This is a genomic window from Sporomusa aerivorans (genome assembly GCF_041428895.1).
Taxonomy (GTDB): domain Bacteria; phylum Bacillota; class Negativicutes; order Sporomusales; family Sporomusaceae; genus Sporomusa; species Sporomusa aerivorans.
The window spans coordinates 2,383,937-2,403,101 of the sequence record NZ_CP156926.1 but is presented as its reverse complement, the minus strand read 5'-3'; the positions used below and the strand labels follow the sequence as shown (position 1 = coordinate 2,403,101).

Here is a 19,165-nt window from a genome sequence, read left to right as displayed (position 1 = left end):
TTTTTGTCGAAATCTAAAGCTATTAATTATGAGGAGTGATACCGTTGAACACAAAAAATCGGTTGGTACTATTTGGGCACTTGATAGTTATTTTAGTTATTGCACTCTTAGTAATCGGCTGCGGGAAATCAGATGCAGAAAAGGTTGATGCTGCAAACAAATTAATTATTCAAAACAAATTTACCGAAGCGGTAAAAGAACTGGAAGATGTTAAATCTCCTGATGCAGTCAAATTAAAAGATGAACTCAATAAAGTAGTTAAAGCCCCTTATGACACACAGGTTCAAATTTTATTACTTATGACCGATGAGGAAATAGGTGCTACCAAGAACAAGACTAATACCAAAAGCTATTTATCGAACCAGTACTTAAATAAATACGTGCTAGAGCAAATAGCAAACATGGATGTCCCAAAAGTCAAAGAGGAAGCAAAAAAGAAGTTTGAACAAGAGCGTAAAAATGCCCTGAAAGAGAAATTTGAAAAGCAACACTTAAGCGCTTGGGATGGTTCCAATCGTGCTCTTGAAAAATATATCAAGAACAACATGAATGATCCTAAAAGTTATGAACACGTAGAAACCAGATACAGCATTGATTATGACCAAGGCATCGCTACCGTAGTAACAAAATTTAGAGGCAAAAATGGTTTCGGTGGTGTCGTTGCCAACGCATGTATTGCCAAGCAAAACATTGAGACAGGACAGCTTTTAGAAGCTCAATGGGTTCAATAATTATTATTTCCCTTGCCGCCCTTTGGTCGGTTTTTTATGCCAACTTATCCGAGACGCGGGTATCGAATAAATACCTTATCTCAAATTCATTTTTAAAAATTTGTTCATTAATTTTCAGAGCTTCTGGTACAGTAAAGGCAGAAATTTCATTTAATTTATTTCTGGCTGTTTTTTCTGTGCAACCAAGAACATCGGCAATAATTTTTGCGGTCTGGTCTGGCTTGTGCCCAGGTCGAATAAGTTCTGCTACTAAATTTTTCACCATCATTTTCACCCTTTCTTCCGTTGGTGGAATTTTATGTTTCTATGTTAATTCCATCAACGGAATTTGTCAACCACTTTGCAACTATTTTCTTCCGTCAACGGAAGAAAATATATTTACATCATTGTTACTCAATGGTATACTTTCCCTGAGGTGATTATTTTGGATTACGATTTTCTTCCGATTTTGGAGCGTATAAAAACAACTAAGAATGAAAAGAAGATTACGACAGAAGTTCTTTCCAAAGAGGCTAATATCCCAATTGGCACTCTTAGTAAAATCCTTGCAGGTATTACCACGGAACCGAAAATTGGAACAATGATCTCTCTTGCTGAAGCCTTGGGGGTTAGTGTCGACTATTTACTATATGGCAAAGATCCGGGGGAAAAGTCAAAAACAGATTTAACACTTTCTATCCTCGAACAATCCCTCATAAAAAAATACCGTGCCCTGGATGAGCACGGTAAAAAATCCGTAGAGTTAATTTTAAATCATGAGTTTGTCAGAACGGAAATATATCATGCAAAGAAGCAAGATGCTGCTAGCATCGAATGTGTAATTCCGCTCCGCAAACTCCCATTATATGACCTACCAGCATCTGCCGGTACAGGTACCTTACTTGACGGCAACCACTGTGAAGAAATCGAAGTCGGCCCTGAAGTGCCTTTAGATGCAAACTTCGCTGTCCGTATTGTTGGCGATAGCATGAAACCGAAGATTAATGACGGCGATATTGCTTGGGTAAAACAGCAATCCTACTTAGATGAAGGCCATATCGGGATATTTCGTTTAAATGGTGAAGGTTATTGTAAAAAATACTATAAAGACAGACTCGTTTCTTTAAATCCGAATTATCCTGATATTGTATTACGCAGCTATGATGAACTTCGCATTTTTGGTGAGGTATTGTAGTAATAAAAAAAGACCGCCCAGTGCTACCAACACTGAGCGATCTCCGTACAATTCGCCGTAAAGGCCAATCGCACACTCCAATAACAGTATACCTGATTGGCCTTTCATATACAATCGTGAAAGGACTGATTTTTTTATGGCAAAACGAGCAAATGGCGAGGGCAGTTTCTATTTTGACGAAAAAAAACAATTGTACCGGGCAATGATCATTACACCTGCCGGTAACCGCCTAACCAAATCCAGCAAAGATGATGATAGCGTGAAAGACTGGCTCAATGAACAGCGTTTGTTGATCGGTCGTAATCAACACGTTGAGCCCTCTAATTTAACCCTGTATGTTTGGCTACAGTCTTGGGTTGAAACCTATGCAAAGCCCAAAATAAGACAGCGGACATATGAAGGCTACACATCACAGATTTATCATACAGAACCACTATGGAATATGCCTATTCAGAAAATTACTCCTAACCACTTACAGAATCTATATAATGACATGCAAGAAGAAGGCTTTTCCGGTGAAACCAGAAAAAAGGTTCACCAAATGATTCGTAACGCGCTGCGAAGGGCTGTAATCAATAAGTATCTCCAAAGTAATCCTGCCGACCTTGTTGATACTCCTAAAGTAATTCGTGAAGAAATACAGGTTTTTACTTCTACTGAAATCGAGCTATTGTTATCCCATGCAAAAAAAGATCGTTTTTATCCGTTGCTACTATTAGCGATTACTACCGGTATTCGATTGGGAGAATTGCTTGGTATACGCTGGCAAGATATTGATTTAAACAACAATGAGATATTTATTCGCCAAACACTCCAGGTGTCAAATAAAAAAGGTATTATTTTTGAACCACCAAAAACAAAAAATAGTATCCGTAAAATTAGTATCCCCCTGCAAACAGTTGCTGCGCTAAAAGAATATAAGAAAAAATGGGCCGAAAGCCGTCTGCTTCATCCCGGCGACGATGACCTTGCCTTTGTAACAAACAACCATAACCCAATATCCCCGCAGAACTTTTTAAAGCGCTTCTGGAATAAGCTACAACTGCATATTGAGTTTTCAATGAATAACTTCGTCGCTAAACCAATGAGCGTAAAGAAATCATATGAAGTGATACTGAAAGAGTGCCGTCAGAAAAAAGATTGGAAACTGTTTCCCAGTAAAAACTTTCACACGTTAAGACATACATTCGCCACTACGTTATTGGCCAATAATGTTCCAATTACTGATGTATCCCGCGCGCTTGGTCATGCGAGAGTCTCTACCACACTTGACATCTATAGTCACGCAATCCCCGAAAATAGTAAGCTTATTGCTGAAAAAATAGCATATGCCTTCTTAAAATAAAAAAAGGCTGTCCGTAACTGGACAGCCTTTTAAAATACTACCGTTGCACACTCGTTGCACACCAAGATAACATAAAAAGGCTTCCGAATCCTCGGAAGCCTTTATTTTCTGGCGCGCCTGGTAGGAATCGAACCTACGACCAACCGCTTAGAAGGCGGTTGCTCTATCCTCTGAGCTACAGGCGCATAATATTTGAAATAAAATGGAGCGGGTGAAGGGAATCGAACCCTCGTAGCTAGCTTGGAAGGCTAGTGCTCTACCATTGAGCTACACCCGCAACAAAGGTGATAAAAAACATGTGGTCGGAGCGGCAGGATTCGAACCTGCGACCCCCTGGTCCCAAGCCAGGTACTCTACCAAACTGAGCCACGCCCCGTAGTCACAAAATATATTATACTGACATTTTAATTGTTTGTCAAGCAAGTACTTTCATGTATTTTTTTACTGCTGCCAGGCGTCCGGTTGGACGCCGGCAGCAGTCATGCTCCAATTAAATCTCGCGGTATTTAGCCTGACCTTCGGTGTAAAAGTTCCGGCCTTCACTGTCAATAACAACGATCGCCGGGAAGTCTTCCACTGTTAAACGGGCCAGTGCTTCAGATCCAAGATCGTCGTAGGCAATTATCTCGTATTTTTTAATTGCTTTGGCAATCAGCGCCGCCGCCCCGCCGGTTGCTGCAAAATAGACGGCATTATGCTTTATCATTGCGTCAACAACTTCAGCCGAACGGTAGCCTTTACCAATCATCCCGCGCAGGCCTTCGACAAGCAGCCGCGGCGCATAGGCGTCCATACGGCCGCTGGTGGTAGGTCCGGCAGAACCGATAGCCTGGCCTGGTTTTGCCGGCGCCGGGCCGACATAATAAATAATTTGATCTTTAAAGTCAACAGGCAGCTTCTCCCCGGCTGCCAAGGCCTCTACCATCCGCTTGTGAGCAGCATCCCTGGCAGTATAGATAGTACCGCTAATAAGTACAAAATCACCGGCTTTAAGCTGGCGGGCCTGCTCCGCAGTCAATGGAGTGTTAATTCTGATAGTCTCTTGCATGTGCCAACACCCCCTTATAATTCAACTTCGGCATGACGGGTGGCATGACAGTTGATATTGATTGCCACCGGCAGTCCGGCAATATGTGTTGGATAGTATTCAATATTAACAGCCAGCGCCGTTACCCGGCCGCCAAGCCCCTGCGGGCCGACACCGGTCTTGTTGACTAATTCCAATAGTTCCTGTTCCAGTTTGGCGTATTCCGGATGGGAACTACGCTTATTTACAGGCCGAAGCAGGGAGCGCTTGGCCAGGAAGGCAGCTTTCTCCATGGTTCCGCCAATACCAATACCCACAACAATTGGCGGGCAAGGATTCGAGCCGGCGTTAAAAATGGTATCCACCACAAATTTTTTGATAGCCGGCAGGCCATCAGCCGGTTTAAACATTTTCAGAGCACTCATATTTTCACTGCCAAAACCTTTCGGAGCTAATGTAATTTTGATTTTATCACCGGGGACAATGGCAGTATGCAGCACACAGGGAGTATTATCGCCCGTGTTTTTCCGGTTAAACAACGGCTCAGCAACAACTGATTTGCGCAAATAGCCCTCGGTATAGCCCTGCGCCACACCGGCATTAATGGCATCTTCCAGGTTTCCGCCCACAATATGTACATCCTGGCCAACTTCTATAAAAATAACGGCCATACCGGTATCCTGACAAATCGGCATTTGCTCATCACGGGCAATACAGGCATTCTCCACCAATTGACCGAGAATTGCTTTGCCTAGCGGGGACTCTTCCCGTTCCCGGCCTGCTTCCAATGCTTCACGAATGTCATCAGACAGGTAATAGTTGGCATCAATAGCCAGTTTGGCAACGGCGGCTGTGATTTGGGAAACTTCAATGGTACGCATTTTTCCTCCTTTTAGCGGTTACGCGCCACCCGTTCAGCTGTTTTCTTTCTGATTTCTTCAGGGTCGGCCTTAATCCGCGCCACACCGGTCTCCATGGCGGCTTTGGCCACAGCGGCGGCAACAGCGGGCGCCACTCTGGGGTCAAAGACAGCAGGCACAACATAGTCTTCCTTAAGTTCATTCTCCGGAATTAAATCAGCAATTGCATAAACAGCGGCAAGTTTCATCGCTTCATTTATTTGATGTGCTCTTACATCCAAGGCTCCCCGGAATACACCCGGAAAGACTGTCACATTATTCACCTGATTGGGCGCATCGGAACGCCCGGTACCTGCCACCCTGGCGCCGGCGGCCTTAGCATCCTCATAGCTAATTTCCGGCACAGGATTAGCCATTGCAATAATAATCGGATCAGGGTTCATATTCTGAATAATTTCTTTGGTAAAGGCGCCGGGAGCTGATACGCCAATCAAAGCATCAGCATACTTAGACACTTGTTCAAGATTACCTTCCAGTTTGGTAAGGTTGGTTACCTTGGCAAGTTCTGTCTGTACCCGGTTAAGTCCCGGCATGCCTTTATAAAGCGCGCCATGAACATCGACCATAATAACATTTTTAGCACCGGCGTTCACCAGCAGGCGGCCAATTGCCGTACCGGCAGCACCAGCACCATTCACAACGATTTTGACCTCGGCCAAGTTCTTTTTCACAAACCTCAGAGCCCCGATGAGAGCCGACACTGCGGCGATAGCAGTTCCATGCTGATCGTCATGGAAAACCGGAATATCCATCTGGGCTTTCAAGGTATCTTCAATATCATAACATTTGGGTGAAGAAAAATCTTCCAGGTTAATACCGGCAAACGTTGGCTGCAGCAGCTTGACAGTTTCAATGATTTTATCAGGATCTTTGGTATCAAGACAAATAGGCACCGCGTCGACATCGCCAAAGGCTTTAAACAACACGGCTTTACCTTCCATTACCGGCATAGCCGCTTCCGGCCCAATGTCACCAAGGCCCAGCACCCGGGTACCGTCAGATACTACAGCAATCATATTGCCCCGGCAGGTAAGTTCAAAAGATAAATCTTTATTGTTTTTAATATCTTTGCAGGGTTCGGCAACGCCGGGCGTATAGGCTAAACTAAGATCATGCCGCGAAGATAACGGCACTTTTGATACTACCGCCAGTTTCCCTTGATTTTCCCGGTGAAGTTTTAATGCAGCTTCGCGTACGTCCATGATATAACCCCCTCATATTTTTAACACTTATCTTCTGAAATTCTGTAACCAAGCTTAAAGACTTTCAGGCAGTATCCTGACCGGTGCTGCTAAGATACTGTTTACCAGCTATACCTGGTTTGGTCATTTCACCTGGTGAGAGAATAATCTCGAGTTGGTCGTTAGGAATAAGACCTTTAGCTTTAATAATTTCCCTTACCGGGAGTGAACTACTTATGGCTTCTTTTGCAATCAACGAGGCGGCTTCATAACCAATATGCGGCAGAAGCGCCGTAATAACGCCGATACTGTCGTCCACCATCTGCTGACAACGGCAATCATTAGCTGCAATATTCATTATACACCTGTTGTTAAGCGTATTTATCGCATTTGTTAGTATGGTAAGCGAATTAAAGATATTATATGCGATAACCGGCTCCATAACATTTAGTTCAAATTGACCGGCTTCAACTGCCAGACTAACCACCTGGTCATTGCCGACAATCTGAAAAGCCACTTGATTTACCATTTCAGGAATAACCGGATTAACTTTTCCCGGCATAATGGATGATCCCGGCTGCATGGCAGGTAAGATTATCTCGTTAAAACCACATTTAGGTCCTGAAGCCATAAGTCTTAAGTCATCTGCCATCTTGGATAAGCTTAAAGCACAAATCTTAAGAGTGCTGGAAAACTCGGCTAACTCATCGGTATTTTGCGTAGCATCAACCAGATTAGGTGCCGAAACAAATGTTTCATCAGTCAACCAGCAAATCTGACGCACAACTTCCTCGATATATTCAGGTTCAGCATTTAAACCAGTCCCAACCGCAGTAGCCCCCATATTAATGGCTAACAGGTTCTGCATGGCCCGTTGCACTCGCTTAGCAGCCCGTTTTACCCCGGCAGCATAAGCGGCAAACTCCTGACCTAATGTGATAGGTACTGCATCCTGTAGATGGGTCCGGCCCATTTTAAGCACATGATTAAATTCGTTTGCTTTATGAGTCAGGCTATCTGTCAACAAGACAAGTTCATGATACAGACGGGTAGCCTTCTTGATAATAGCAATGCGGATTGCTGTAGGGATAACATCATTGGTCGACTGAGCCATGTTAACGTGATTGTTGGGTGATACAACTGTGTAATCACCTTTCTTGTGTCCCAAAATTTCCAGAGCACGATTGGCGATTACCTCGTTGGCATTCATATTCATGGATGTGCCCGCGCCGCCTTGAATAGCATCAACGACAAATTGGTCATGCCATTTACCAGCCATAATTTCGACAGAGGCCTCAACAATGGCAGCACCAATGTTGGTCGGCATACGGCCGGTTTTCATATTGGCCTTGGCAGCCGCCTTCTTGACGATAGCCAGCGCAATAATAAATTCCTTGTCCAGTTTGTGTCCGGTAATCGAAAAGTTCTGAACAGCCCGCATAGTCTGTACACCATAATAGGCTGCATCAGGTAACTCAATTTCTCCAAGAAAATCGCGTTCAACACGCATAATAGATCCTCCTAAGACAAGGCTTGCATGTTTTTTTCTATTTTAAGACATGCAAGTCGTAGTTGATGGGAATTGTCAAATAATTATACCACGCATCATGTATTTTGTATACAAAACCCTATCAACCTATTTTACTGTTCTTGGAGGAGTGCATTACGAGCATTAATGCCGGGAATCGTTGGCTTTGATTCGCTCAATAACAGGCTGGGCTTCCGGTGATATCAAATACTGGTAGGTTGTTTCCGGGATCAGTTCTTGTAAAGCAGTCCAATTATCCTGGCGAATAAGTTCCCGCACGCGCGAAGCGCTGATGACTTGCCCCTGGACTGCTATTCGCGGCATAATCTCCAGACTAATCTCATGCTGTGGCAGGATCTCGGTCAGGGCTTCATTGTATGTACAGGTCGTTGCGCAATATGGTTCTTCACCGACATAGCGCCGGGTTACACCAAGCGCCGGCGCTATGTAGCGGGCGAAAATATTGGCATCAAGGCTGGTCTGCGCGGCGACTGTGGCTTCTCCCTTGGTAAAATACGAAGGAAAGGTAGCCGCAGAAACAATATATTTACCGGCAGGTATAACAAGCACGTTCTCAAATTCGGCCAGTCCCTGCTGAACCAGACGCAGGCGCACCGCAAACGGAAATAACGAACGGTCTTCGCTGACAACCAGGACGACAACAGCCTTATTCTCGGCGCAGGCTTTGGCAATAACGGCTTTATGCCCGAGTGTAAAAGGGTTGCAGTTCACAACCAGGGCTGCCCTTGAACCAACCGGCAATTTTTCGGCTTGTTTGGCTATTTCCCGGCAATATTCGTCAATTGAACCAATGCCGGATTCCAGCAGGACGGCATACGGCTCAACCCGCGAGATTTCTTTGAAGCCCAGGGCCGTAAACATGGGTGCGGCTGTGGGTTTGGTGTAGATAAAATAGTGGTAAAGGCCGCGCTGCCCGGCCTGCTGCATCAGATGACTTACCACATTGGCTGTCAGCCCTTCACCCTGTAGACGGGGAGAAACGGCAATGTTTCTCAGAACTTCGCCAGAGAGAGAACCGGTAGCAACGATTTCATCGTCTTGATAGAATGCAACTGTATAGTCAACAGCGCCGTCAAAAGTCAGTTCAAAGCCGGCAAGAAACGTTCTTACCGCCTCAACTTCCCGGGCACTGTCCAGATTTATATCTCGTATTTCGTAATTAGCCCACATGCCACTGCCCCCTGTTTAACGCCTGGATACGAATTGTAAAAAGAGAGATTGTCACGCTGGCGCCAGCAAGTACAAAGGAAATCCCCTGGATGTTGCAAACGTTGGTGAAGCAATCTCTTATTTGTTCTAGCCTACTTGCTTAACAACATCAATTACGGTACCGTCACGATACTCAACTACCGCAACAACTTTGTCCCGGGTTGTTATCCTTTCAGGCACACCGGCAATTTTTTCAGCCAGTTCTTTTAATTCTTCCACAGTCTTTAGCGGCAATCCTGCCGTCTTAAACTTTTCAATCAAATCTGTCCGGCGCGGATTGACGGCCACACCCCGCTCAGTAACCAGCACATCGACTGTCTCACCGGGAGTGGTTGCAGTCAGTACCTTATCCATAATGATCGGCAGCCGGCCACGCAGAAGATTGGCCACAACAATAGTAACCTTAGCGCCGGCAGCCGCATCACTATGTCCGCCGGAGCCACCCATGATAACACCGTTAGAGCCGGTGACCACATTGATGTTGAAATTGGTGTCAATTTCGGTAGCGCCCAGTACCACTACATCCAGTTTATTAACGGCAGCTCCCAGGTTAAACGGGCTGGCATAAAAACCAGCACCCACTTCGAGGTGATTCGGGTTGGCCGCCAGCGAGCGCACAGCATCCAGGTCAAACCCCTGCACATCGATCAACTTTTTAAACAGTCCGGCTTCCAGCATTTCTACCATGTAGCCGGTAATGCCGCCTAAGGCAAAACTGCCGGTAACACCGGCTTCGGCCATCATCTGGCGGACATAATGGGCAGCAGCCAGGGAAGCTCCCCCCGCTCCGGTCTGGAAGGAAAATCCGTCTTTGATAAGTCCGGCAGCCTTGATGATCTTGGCCGTTGTCTCGGCAATTTTAAGACCTACCGGATCACGGGTAATCTTGGTTGTACCGGATACAATGCCTTTTGGATCACCGATGGAATCCACTTTGACAACATAATCTACCCTGGTTTGCGGAATAGAAACAGGCGAAAGAGGGTATGGCACCAAATTGTCGGTAAGAGCAACAACATGCTGAGCGTACTCGGCATCAGGAATGGCGTATCCCAGTGAGCCGCAGGCCGCCGGACCTTCAACGCCGTTTAAATTGCCGTAATCATCAGCCGTAGGAGCGGCGATAAATGCAACATCTATTTTTAACTGGCCGCATTCGATGGCTCTGGCCCTGCCGCCGTGCGTTCTAAGCACAACCGGCTTGGGGAACAGCCCACGCGATACGGCCTCAGCTACCGGTCCTGACATATAGTTGGTGTCAAGTCCGGTAACTACACCGGTTTTCACATGCTCTACAATGGGGGCATGCACCGGAAAAACTGAACTTAGCGCAACTGTCAGATCTTTAATGCCCAATTTGGCGGCAACTGCCAAGACCATATTAACAACGCCGTCACCATTGCGTAAATGATGATGAAATGACAAGGTCATGCCATCGGTAACAGGAATGCATTTAAATACCGTTTCCAAATCGGCAGCCAGTTTTTGCGCACCGGGCAAAATCCGTTTGACGCCCGGCGCTTGACGCTGCATATCAGGCGCAGTGGCAAACGCACCGCTAAAGGGCCTCACCTGCCCATAACCTTCAATATACTCAGGCAGGATACGGCCTATGGAATTTGTTAATTGATTCATACTAAGCCTCCTCCGCCAAACCCAGCAAGCGGGCCAGATACAGTATGCGCTCGGCTCTGGCGACAATGGGTGCGTCGACCATTTTGCCGTCAAGCGAAGCTACACCTGAACCTTCGGCTTCCGCTTTGCGAATGGCTTTGATTACCCGGTCCGCCCACTCAATATCCTTACCGGAAGGATTAAAGACAGTATGTATGTCATCAATCTGGCGAGGGTTGATGGAAAGCTTGCCTTTGAAACCCAGACGTTTAGCAAGCTCAGTATCGGCAAGCAGTCCCTCCCGGTCATTTACATCGGTAAATGGAGTATCAATCGACTGAATACCGGCGGCAGCCGCGCTGTTAACCACAGTGGTACGGGCGCTGAAAATTTCCGTGCCTTCTTTCGTCCGTTTTGCGCCAAGCGATGCCGTATAATCTTCTGCGCCAAACGCCAGCGCAACTACCCGATCATCGGCTTTGGCAATACGGTATGACTCGGCAATACCGCAGGGGGTTTCGAGGAGAGCAATGAGTTTGACCGGAGCTTGTCCCGGACGTTCAGCGGCGGCGACCAGACGGGCTACTTCACTGATATCTTCCGGCCGTTCCACTTTGGGAATCAATAGCGCGTCCGGACCGCAGGGGACGATGGCTTTGATATCCCGGCGGGCAAAAGTGTCCAGTGGATTGATGCGCACTACTTTTTCGCTCATGCCGTAATCAACAGTTTTCAGAGCTTGCGCTACCAGCAGCCGGGCGGCATCCTTCTCCTGCGGCGCAACGGCATCCTCCAGATCCAGAATAAGCGCATCGGCGCCGAACACACCGCCATTTTGCAACATGCCGGGGTTATTGCCCGGCATAAATAACATAGTTCTGCGTAAATCCATCAGATCAGCTCCTCCCGGAGAATAATCCCTGCCCGGGCCAAAGCGGCAAGGGTCCGCGCCTGAATGGTACAATCAAGCGCCCCTCTGTCAACAGCTTTAACATATATGTCGGTAACATTTTGCTCCGCAAGCATTGCCTCAATGGTTCTTCTGATCGCCTGACCGTATTGCGCCAGAACAATACTTTCCAGTTCCAGTACAATACCGCTGCCTTTCTCGCCCGGAGCAACTGTTATCATAATATCATTGGATTCCAGAGTGCCGGCCTGGGCCGGTTTGAGTTCGTTCATACTAACCTCCTAAAAAACCTCTAACAATTGATGGTATTTAAGAGCGTAAAGCCATCAAGTGTATCGGACATCGGTCCAACAAGACCGATAATAAGATAGGTACGGGTCTTGGGATCATATTTATATTCAGGAATAAGCCGGAAGTTTTCAATGTCTTCGGTATTGCGCACATGGGTGCGCGGACCGGAGCAGGACCAGCTCAAATCGCCTATTTTAATATGCTCTTCATCACAATAACTTATATTAATACCTTCATCGATAAGGTGTTTCACTTTGCGCTCCACTTCTTTCAGATCAGCCGACAACTCGAGCGGATATTCAAGCACAAAGCCATGGTGCACATCACGATGGCGGAATTCTAAGATAGCGCCGTAATCATTGACCAAAATACGGTTGGTAAGGTCTTCTGCCGTATGGGCCATCTTGCGGAACTGCAGCGTCCTTACAACAACGTCGCGTATTTCCTGCGGCACAGGTCCGAACACCGTGGGTCTTACAACAATGACCTCGCCGCCAACGCCGATAAGAACATCGGCGTTAGTTTTGAGCAGGGGAAACAAAAGATCAAAATGTTCAACAATGACCCGTTTACCATGAGCCAACGCCTGCGTGACGGCTTCAGCCAAAACATGTATCTGCGTAAAAGCCAGTTCAAACCGGATGTCCACATGGTAGGTGTGACTGGAGAAAAAGCCTCTGTCAATATTTTTCAAAAGCGGCAGCGGCCTGATATTGACGCCGTCGTCATCATTGGTAAGTTCAAGGCCGGGAAACATGCCTTTTACCATGGAAGACTTACCCGCGCCGGCATCACCGATGATGCCGATCAGACGGTCCAGCGGCGATAAATAACGTTCACTTAGCTGCTGCCCCAAAATATACATCCGGTTGCGCCCGCGCGGCGCGAAATAACTGGAATACATGAGCTGGTCGCCGAGACCGAGAGTAACGGTTGACTTCATAATAAACGGGTCCCCCTCACAAGACCTGCCATACTATCTGACAGGGTAAAATAATTAATGTTTACGCGCTTTGCGTACTGCTAAAATACGCTGCATTTCATTATAAACAATCATATAGCCTTCGTCTACACCCATGCCAGGTTTAGCCAGCATTTGAACAGGCTGGGTCGCCATGGCTACATGAACGCACACTTCGGCCGAACGGTTGGTTTCGTTGCAGGTGCCGCCTTGATAAGCACCAACCCCTTTTTGTTTGCAGTACAGTACGGCCTCGATAATGTTGTTAATGCCGCCAAGATCAGGGGTCTTGATTTGCAGCATATCGCCGGCTCCTTTGTCGGCAAAGTCTTTAATATCTTCGAAAGTGTTGCACCATTCGTCAGCCACGATTTCCACCTTGATATTCTCTTTATGCAGGCGGGAGGTAATTTCGGCCAAGATTTCAATTTGCTTTTCGCGGTCTTCTACGTCAACAGGTCCTTCAATGCGGAGAGTTAGCGGAGCAGCCGCTTTTTCCAGCTTGCGGAAGTATTCCACGATACGGTCAACATCATTGTTGAAAGCCAGGCCAATAGTGCCGTACACGTCAATATGCAGTACAGGCGCGTAGTCGGCGGTGGTTTTGAGTTTTGCCACCCGTTCTCTCAGCCAGCTAACATATTCAACAAGCAATTCACCGTTTTCACCCAGTTTTTCTTTAACATTGTTAATGAGGCCGTGCGGCAGCACTTCAGCATGCTTGATAATCATCTTATCAACATTATTATAACGGTCATCACCGGACTGGGTAAAGATAGCAATTTCTTTAGCGCTGACTTCGGTATTATATTCGCCGGCAATAACTTCACACATAAGCTGTTTTTTAGCTTTAGCAACGGCATCCAGAATTGCCTGGGTAACACCATAGCGCAGTGCAGTATGAATGCGTTTGCCATTTTCATCGCTAAGATGGTCGATTTCTTCAGCCAGTTGCTTGAAGGAAGCAAGTTCACGGCCCACCAGGCGGGGCTTAATCATTTTTTCAATTACAGGAATGAAGTCTTCGGCTAAGAACAACGGATCCCGTCCGCCGGCACCGCTATATTGAACAGCAGCGCAGTCACCGTAGGCGATTTGTCCGTCTTCGAGAATAATCATGACCGATACGGCTTCGCCGGCTTGACGCACGGCTTTGAAACCATCGGTAATAGGCTGTCCTATGTAGGTAAAACCATCATGAGCAGCACCGGCCTTAATCGCCCGTTGATCGTCAAAATAGAAACCGGTACGGCCTTTCGAACAAACTACATCAATAATTTTCATTATGAATTACTCCCCTTTAAAATGATTTGTTTTTTCAAAACAAGAAGAAACGGAAGATGATTGCGCGGGCACTAGTGACGTGGCGGTTGTTCGCCAGTTTCGGATACAGCGCCACTAGCACAGCAATCTCACCTCCGTTTCACATTACTTAGCTTAAGTAAACTATTCTTTTTTAGCGCGGACGGCCTACCAGATTGCCTTTGGAGATGGCATAGATATCGTCAATTACCATCTGGAAGCTCGGCTCACGGCCTTCGGCCTTCGCCCGCTCCGCCATCTTGTCTTTATGGAACGCAACAAGATCAGGGGTAAACGGCAGGTTGCCTACATCGAACAGACGGACAGCGCCGTTATTGTCGCGTGCCGGCAGGATCTTGTTCAGGCTGAATTTGCTGGGAGCGAACGGTACGTCAAGCACACCGGCTTCAAAGGCGCGAACCGAGCCAATAGCATAATCGCTGCCGCCTAACTCAAACACTTTGTCAAGAATACAACGGGTTTCCGCTTTAATGATATTGATTTCAGTTTCCAGCTCTTTGGTTAGCGGGAAAGCCTGGTCTTTAAGCATATTGATCATTTGTTTGGTGGTTCTGAGACCTTGCGCATTGGCCTCTTTCGTCGGGATACCCAGTGCCTCATGCGGCGTCTTAACAATAACCTTAGTGGCTTTTGCCAGCGCAGCAGCGGCAGCCCCCCAGGAAATAACGCCAAAGGCTTTGGCTTCATCTTGCGGGAAACCGCCCATCCACTGATGGAATACAGTAGTAAGTAAACAATCATTGTAGCCGTGCTTGACCATATATTCTTCAGCAAGCTGCTCAAGAGCCTTAATGGCGGCGATATCCTGAATCAGGTTGCCGCATTGGCCATAGCCCAGAGTGATATTTTTTACACCCTGTTCGGCGGCGAGAATACCTTCGATAATGGCAACGGCATGGGAGACACTGGGCGGTACCAGTGTACCGGTCAGCGGACCAAACGGTTCGCGGTTAATTTCGATACCATGTTCGTCGTAGATGCCGATCATACGGTCGCAGTACTGCCAGTCATAGATAGTTTGTTCCAAGGAAACGCTCTTGGCATACGGTATGTTATAGGAGATACCGCCGCCCTCATAGGAAGTATAGCCGGCAGCTATAGTAATTTCGCCGAGCAGACGGGCATCGGGCGTACCATGGCGCACCTGCAGCGGCGCGTCTACGCTTTCCACTACCCGGCGTACACCGGCAACACCGTGGTTGACAGCCGGGAAGCCATTTAAGAGTGAACGGCCGGCTTTGAGACTTTCCTCAATGCCGTTTTGCGCTTCCTTATATTGATTCTGGCGGGTATAGCTGTCAATGGTTGTCGGCAACAGATCGGCTTCGCCCTCGTTTTTCAGGAAGTTTAAGAGATTGATATGCTCATCGATGAGGGCAACACCGGCGCGGGGCTGGGTCAGCGTCTCGCCGTTTTTCTTAGCCTTTATCAGTCGTTTAGCAAAATGGCGCTTGGCCGGAATGGCTTCGTGATACTTTACAGCCTCTTCAAAATTTACATCCTTACCTGTTGGCCAGTGAGTAAGAACTTCTTGGCGGATAGCATAAAACTCGTCATGAGTCCACTTTTTATTCTTAAGTTCCATGTGGCAAAAGCCTCCTCAATTAATCTATTTCTTCACAATATACTTCTTCATCATGCGCACAGCCACTTCCGGATAGGCTTCCCCCAACAATCCCATAGAGGACATGATGTAGTCTTTATCAATCAAAAACTCCGAGTCTTTGGGTTTGAGTATCTGGGGGTTGGTTTCATCAAATAATATGCCTTGCAGAATGGCCTCCGGCTCAGGATTGTTGACAATTACCCCGCCGGTGCCGATAACGGTGGTTACCTTGGTAAGGTCTTTACCATTCTGGACAAAGGTAGTGCCCATGGGTGTGAAATAGGTTACCAGTTGCCCAGCATGCCTGTCGGCGCTTAACCGTACGCAGGCTTTGCCCATGGCAATCTCAATACGGGCTTCTGTTGGCGATTGAGGCAGGTGATCAATATCAGCTTCCACTTTGGACACATATTCCGTCACTTCCGCCTCTGTGGAGCCGGCATAACCAGCAATCATCCCGGCTCCGGCCGCTTTCAGGAGCGCACCGGCACTGTACCTCATGCCCAGATCGCCTTCTACCGTGCGTTTGCCGAACGGCTCGGGCAGTCCTTTTAAGGCAACGCCGCCTACTGTCGGATCCCCTTTGGCGATGGAGTACACATCGGTAGTAGCGCCACCGATATCCACCACCATCAGGTCACCTAGCCCTTTTTCCTTGCCACCGCCCTGGCTCAAGAGCTCCGCAGCCTTGAGAACGGCCGCCGGCGTCGGCATAACCAGCCGGTCTACCATTTTATTCGCGCGGTTTAGACCCTTTGCTTCGGTTATCCGGCGCAAAAATATGTCGCGAATAACGGCGCGAGCCGGTTCAATATTAAGTTCATCCAGTTTTGGCATAACGTTTTCGGTGGGACAAACCTCAGTCATTTTCTCGCCCAAGATTTTGACAACTGTCGGTGTAACCGATTTATTGCCTGCCACTACTACCGGCACGTCCCAGCCAAGTCCGGCCAGCATTTTAGCATTATGCAGTATAACTTTTTGGTTGCCGCCGTCTGTGCCTCCGGCTAACAAAAGGATGTCCGGCTTTAGGGCGGCAATTTCCTCAATCTCGTATTCACTTAATTCGTGACTGAACACCTTAAGTACTTTCGCACCGGCTCCCAAAGCCGCCCGTTTGGCTGCTTCGGCCGTCATCTCAGGCACCAGGCCGACAGCCACCATCTTAAGACCACCGGCAGCGCTTGAACAGCCAAGTACCGTTTCAAATTCAAGTTTGCCGGTCTTTGCAAAAAGCGCAGCGAGAGCCTGGTTCAAACCATCCATAATGTCAGTCTCAACGGTAGTAATACCTCTGGCAGTACCTAAAACCTGTTCCTGATCAACGTCTACTGCTGTAATTTTGGTATATGTACTGCCAAAATCGATAAGCAAAACGTTATTCAAAATAAAGACCCCTTTATTTCAAGTCCTCTTTCAGATCGGCAAGTACTTTGTCAGGCAGTGTGCCTGGCTCATATACCTTGTCATACCCCATTGCGAGGAACTTTTGTTCAACTTCTTTAAAATCAGTTTTACCAACCACCAGGTTGCCGCCAACATAGAGCAAAACATCTTCGATACCAGCTTCACGGCAGCGATCCCTCAAACCACGGCAGTCGATTTCACCATGACCGTATAAGGATGCAACCAGGATGGCCCTGGCATCGGTTTCGATTGCTGCGTTAACAAATTCTTCCTGCGGAACCAGCACTCCCAGATTAATTACTTCATAACCGGCTGCTGTAAGAGCATGGTTCAGGATTTTGTTGCCAACTGCATGACAGTCAGCGCCAATTACGCCTAATATAACCTTTGTCTTGTTTGTCATTTCCACTACTCCTTTGCTTTATCAGACTCTGCAACCAACCGGTTGATAACCTGTTGGAGCGACCCCTGGTCGATTTCATAATAAAAAGCGATGATTTCCTGTGTTTCTACAGCCACTTGGCGGACAATATGCTGCGCAGCCTCGGCGGTAACAATAACCTTACAATCTGCAATACAGTGTCTGATTGGTTCCCGTTCTACCCCGATACAAGGTATTAACCGGATACCGTTACAGCCAATTTTACGCAGGAGTCTCTCTAATGCTTCCACAAAAGCCTGCGTCTTGGCGACGACAACTACCTCAGAACCAGACTGCAAACGGGCAAGCTTAATGACTGCCTCCAGGTTGGGTACGGTCGACACGGCTAATAGCTTAGAATGATTGCCCAAAATTTCAGCAACCGACGACTGATGCTCCACTGTTGTGACCACCAAATCGCAAGCGGCCAGAAACTCCGTTTTTACAACACCGGTCATCAAATCAGTTAAAACTACCGGTTCAAACCGGGCCTGGGCTGTTTGGGCAAGCTGAGAAATAAATCGTTCGACATATTCGAGCGTACAGTCAACAACAGCCACTCTTAACTGTCTTGTCGACAATTCCCTCTCTTTAGCCCGGATAGCAGTAATACTGGCAAACTGTTCAACGGTAAAGCCAAGTTCTACTACCTGGGCCATGGCGGCATCAATCACTCTTAGTGCCCGTTCAAGCCGGCTGCCGGCCACATCGGCGCCTGCCGTTATGTCGGTTGTCTGTTCCCGGACAAAAGTTCCCCGTCCCTGCCGCGCCTCCAAAACGCCTTCCAGCAATAGCTCTTTGTAAGCGGCGCTGACTGTATTGCGGCTAATCCCCAGATCTTCCGACAATTGACGTTCTGTCGGCAGCTTGTCGCCTGTTTTGTAACAGCCTGTTTTTATCTTGTCCAAAATGTATGCTTTCACTTGCAGGTATATTGGCACACCAAGCTTTTGTACAATCACAGCCACCACTCCACCAATTGGATTAATGGATTAATCCAATTTAACTTCACAGTATTATTATCTCACACGTGAATACAAAATGCAAGAAAATTCTATTATGGAATACATTACGTATTGAGCACCTTTAGTGTTGCATACGCCCTCACTAAAAATGCATAGCGAACCACGGCTGCGCGAGTCTTGAGCAAAAGCGCAAGCCGATGCTGCTTTATCGTTAGCAGGAAAAGAAAAAGAGCCCTCCCCGGGCTCACTAAGGTAGTTATTGAAAATCCGGAAAAGCTTCAAATTTCCCCAGCAATTTCAACGCGTCTTTAGCTTCTTCGATTGTATCGCCTAATCGCTCCACTCTTCTGGTATTAGAATTCAGCAGAATAAACTGACCGTCGGAAACCACCACCTGCTCTTCCATATCCTCACTATACCAGAAACTTGTAAATCCCGGTCCAACAACTGGCACGTGAACCAGCTCCTTTTTTTTGCTATTTCATAGAATATTCGGTTATTTAAAGCAAGAATCCTGCATTTTCAACTTAA

General features: G+C 47.2%; 19 protein-coding genes and 3 tRNA genes. 3 read left to right on the top strand and 19 right to left on the bottom strand.

The genetic code is table 11. The features are described 5' to 3' along the window. Window positions 1–44: 44 nt before the first annotated feature. Window positions 45–731 carry a hypothetical protein gene (locus SATMO3_RS11105; RefSeq protein WP_371380852.1) on the top strand — a complete coding sequence of 229 codons (687 nt, stop codon included), beginning with the start codon at window positions 45–47 and terminating at the stop codon, window positions 729–731. 34 nt (window positions 732–765) lie between these two features. Here the strand turns inward: SATMO3_RS11105 and SATMO3_RS11100 are convergent, their stop codons facing one another. Further along, window positions 766–1,005: a hypothetical protein gene (locus tag SATMO3_RS11100; protein ID WP_371380851.1), complete on the bottom strand. Its 240-nt coding sequence runs from the start codon at window positions 1,003–1,005 to the stop codon at window positions 766–768. 150 nt (window positions 1,006–1,155) lie between these two features. Here SATMO3_RS11100 and SATMO3_RS11095 point away from each other — a divergent pair, with 150 nt between their 5' ends. Both SATMO3_RS11095 and SATMO3_RS11090 read left to right on the top strand, forming a co-directional pair. Then, on the top strand, window positions 1,156–1,905 hold the full coding sequence (locus SATMO3_RS11095) for a helix-turn-helix domain-containing protein (RefSeq protein ID WP_371380850.1): 750 nt from the start codon (window positions 1,156–1,158) through the stop codon (window positions 1,903–1,905). 136 nt (window positions 1,906–2,041) lie between these two features. Further along, window positions 2,042–3,250, top strand: a complete 1,209-nt coding sequence (locus tag SATMO3_RS11090; protein WP_371380849.1) for a tyrosine-type recombinase/integrase — start codon at window positions 2,042–2,044, stop codon at window positions 3,248–3,250. Between the two features lie 109 nt (window positions 3,251–3,359). Here SATMO3_RS11090 and SATMO3_RS11085 read toward each other — a convergent pair. The 18 genes from SATMO3_RS11085 to SATMO3_RS11000 all read right to left on the bottom strand — a co-directional run bounded on the left by SATMO3_RS11085 (window position 3,360) and on the right by SATMO3_RS11000 (window position 19,088). Continuing rightward, window positions 3,360–3,435 (bottom strand) — tRNA-Arg (locus SATMO3_RS11085). 18 nt (window positions 3,436–3,453) lie between these two features. After that, window positions 3,454–3,527: transfer RNA gene (locus SATMO3_RS11080), tRNA-Gly, on the bottom strand. 22 nt (window positions 3,528–3,549) lie between these two features. Beyond that, a tRNA-Pro gene (locus SATMO3_RS11075) sits at window positions 3,550–3,626 on the bottom strand. Between the two features lie 114 nt (window positions 3,627–3,740). Continuing rightward, on the bottom strand, window positions 3,741–4,298 hold the full coding sequence (locus tag SATMO3_RS11070; RefSeq protein WP_371380848.1) for a Fe-S-containing hydro-lyase: 558 nt from the start codon (window positions 4,296–4,298) through the stop codon (window positions 3,741–3,743). 14 nt (window positions 4,299–4,312) lie between these two features. After that, window positions 4,313–5,158, bottom strand: a complete 846-nt coding sequence (locus SATMO3_RS11065; protein WP_371380847.1) for a fumarate hydratase — start codon at window positions 5,156–5,158, stop codon at window positions 4,313–4,315. 11 nt (window positions 5,159–5,169) lie between these two features. Then, window positions 5,170–6,402, bottom strand: a complete 1,233-nt coding sequence (locus SATMO3_RS11060; protein WP_371381703.1) for an NADP-dependent malic enzyme — start codon at window positions 6,400–6,402, stop codon at window positions 5,170–5,172. A 61-nt stretch (window positions 6,403–6,463) separates the two neighbouring features. Then, on the bottom strand, window positions 6,464–7,888 hold the full coding sequence (locus tag SATMO3_RS11055; RefSeq protein WP_371380846.1) for an aspartate ammonia-lyase: 1,425 nt from the start codon (window positions 7,886–7,888) through the stop codon (window positions 6,464–6,466). 162 nt (window positions 7,889–8,050) lie between these two features. Then, window positions 8,051–9,097, bottom strand: a complete 1,047-nt coding sequence (gene citC, locus SATMO3_RS11050; RefSeq protein WP_371380845.1) for a [citrate (pro-3S)-lyase] ligase — start codon at window positions 9,095–9,097, stop codon at window positions 8,051–8,053. A gap of 126 nt (window positions 9,098–9,223) precedes the next feature. Next, complete coding sequence (gene citF, locus SATMO3_RS11045; protein ID WP_371380844.1) at window positions 9,224–10,771, bottom strand: citrate lyase subunit alpha; 1,548 nt, start codon at window positions 10,769–10,771, stop codon at window positions 9,224–9,226. 1 nt (window position 10,772) lies between these two features. Next, entirely contained in the window at window positions 10,773–11,642 is an 870-nt protein-coding gene (locus SATMO3_RS11040) for a CoA ester lyase (protein ID WP_371380843.1), read from the bottom strand. Further along, on the bottom strand, window positions 11,642–11,932 hold the full coding sequence (citD, locus tag SATMO3_RS11035) for a citrate lyase acyl carrier protein (RefSeq protein WP_371380842.1): 291 nt from the start codon (window positions 11,930–11,932) through the stop codon (window positions 11,642–11,644). Before citD ends, SATMO3_RS11040 begins: the two co-directional genes overlap by 1 nt. Before the next feature lie 20 nt (window positions 11,933–11,952). Next, on the bottom strand, window positions 11,953–12,894 hold the full coding sequence (locus tag SATMO3_RS11030) for an alanine-tRNA synthetase second additional domain-containing protein (RefSeq protein WP_371380841.1): 942 nt from the start codon (window positions 12,892–12,894) through the stop codon (window positions 11,953–11,955). Between the two features lie 54 nt (window positions 12,895–12,948). Beyond that, the gene (locus SATMO3_RS11025) at window positions 12,949–14,196 is read right to left on the bottom strand and encodes a methylaspartate ammonia-lyase (RefSeq protein WP_371380840.1); all 1,248 of its coding nucleotides are present in this window, start codon (window positions 14,194–14,196) and stop codon (window positions 12,949–12,951) included. Window positions 14,197–14,368: 172 nt separating this feature from the next. Continuing rightward, the gene (locus tag SATMO3_RS11020) at window positions 14,369–15,820 is read right to left on the bottom strand and encodes a methylaspartate mutase subunit E (RefSeq protein ID WP_371380839.1); all 1,452 of its coding nucleotides are present in this window, start codon (window positions 15,818–15,820) and stop codon (window positions 14,369–14,371) included. Window positions 15,821–15,844: 24 nt separating this feature from the next. Beyond that, the gene (glmL, locus tag SATMO3_RS11015; RefSeq protein ID WP_371380838.1) at window positions 15,845–17,227 is read right to left on the bottom strand and encodes a methylaspartate mutase accessory protein GlmL; all 1,383 of its coding nucleotides are present in this window, start codon (window positions 17,225–17,227) and stop codon (window positions 15,845–15,847) included. Between the two features lie 13 nt (window positions 17,228–17,240). Continuing rightward, window positions 17,241–17,651, bottom strand: a complete 411-nt coding sequence (glmS, locus tag SATMO3_RS11010) for a methylaspartate mutase subunit S (protein WP_371380837.1) — start codon at window positions 17,649–17,651, stop codon at window positions 17,241–17,243. Window positions 17,652–17,656: 5 nt separating this feature from the next. Then, window positions 17,657–18,631, bottom strand: coding sequence for a GntR family transcriptional regulator (locus SATMO3_RS11005; RefSeq protein ID WP_371380836.1), 975 nt, complete (start codon window positions 18,629–18,631; stop codon window positions 17,657–17,659). A gap of 259 nt (window positions 18,632–18,890) precedes the next feature. Further along, window positions 18,891–19,088 (bottom strand): hypothetical protein, encoded by a 198-nt coding sequence (locus SATMO3_RS11000; RefSeq protein ID WP_371380835.1) that lies wholly within the window; start codon window positions 19,086–19,088, stop codon window positions 18,891–18,893. Between the last annotated feature and the right edge of the window lie 77 nt (window positions 19,089–19,165).

Bases quoted from the DNA above. Each gene is read 5' to 3' on its own strand.
- SATMO3_RS11055 (WP_371380846.1), bottom strand. From the start codon at position 7,888: ATGCGTGTTGAACGCGATTTTCTTGGAGAAATTGAGTTACCTGATGCA.
- citC (WP_371380845.1), bottom strand. From the start codon at position 9,097: ATGTGGGCTAATTACGAAATACGAGATATAAATCTGGACAGTGCCCGG.
- SATMO3_RS11065 (WP_371380847.1), bottom strand. From the start codon at position 5,158: ATGCGTACCATTGAAGTTTCCCAAATCACAGCCGCCGTTGCCAAACTG.
- citD (WP_371380842.1), bottom strand. From the start codon at position 11,932: ATGAACGAACTCAAACCGGCCCAGGCCGGCACTCTGGAATCCAATGAT.
- citF (WP_371380844.1), bottom strand. From the start codon at position 10,771: ATGAATCAATTAACAAATTCCATAGGCCGTATCCTGCCTGAGTATATT.
- SATMO3_RS11070 (WP_371380848.1), bottom strand. From the start codon at position 4,298: ATGCAAGAGACTATCAGAATTAACACTCCATTGACTGCGGAGCAGGCC.
- SATMO3_RS11025 (WP_371380840.1), bottom strand. From the start codon at position 14,196: ATGAAAATTATTGATGTAGTTTGTTCGAAAGGCCGTACCGGTTTCTAT.
- SATMO3_RS11020 (WP_371380839.1), bottom strand. From the start codon at position 15,820: ATGGAACTTAAGAATAAAAAGTGGACTCATGACGAGTTTTATGCTATC.
- SATMO3_RS11040 (WP_371380843.1), bottom strand. From the start codon at position 11,642: ATGGATTTACGCAGAACTATGTTATTTATGCCGGGCAATAACCCCGGC.
- glmS (WP_371380837.1), bottom strand. From the start codon at position 17,651: ATGACAAACAAGACAAAGGTTATATTAGGCGTAATTGGCGCTGACTGT.
- SATMO3_RS11090 (WP_371380849.1), top strand. From the start codon at position 2,042: ATGGCAAAACGAGCAAATGGCGAGGGCAGTTTCTATTTTGACGAAAAA.
- SATMO3_RS11030 (WP_371380841.1), bottom strand. From the start codon at position 12,894: ATGAAGTCAACCGTTACTCTCGGTCTCGGCGACCAGCTCATGTATTCC.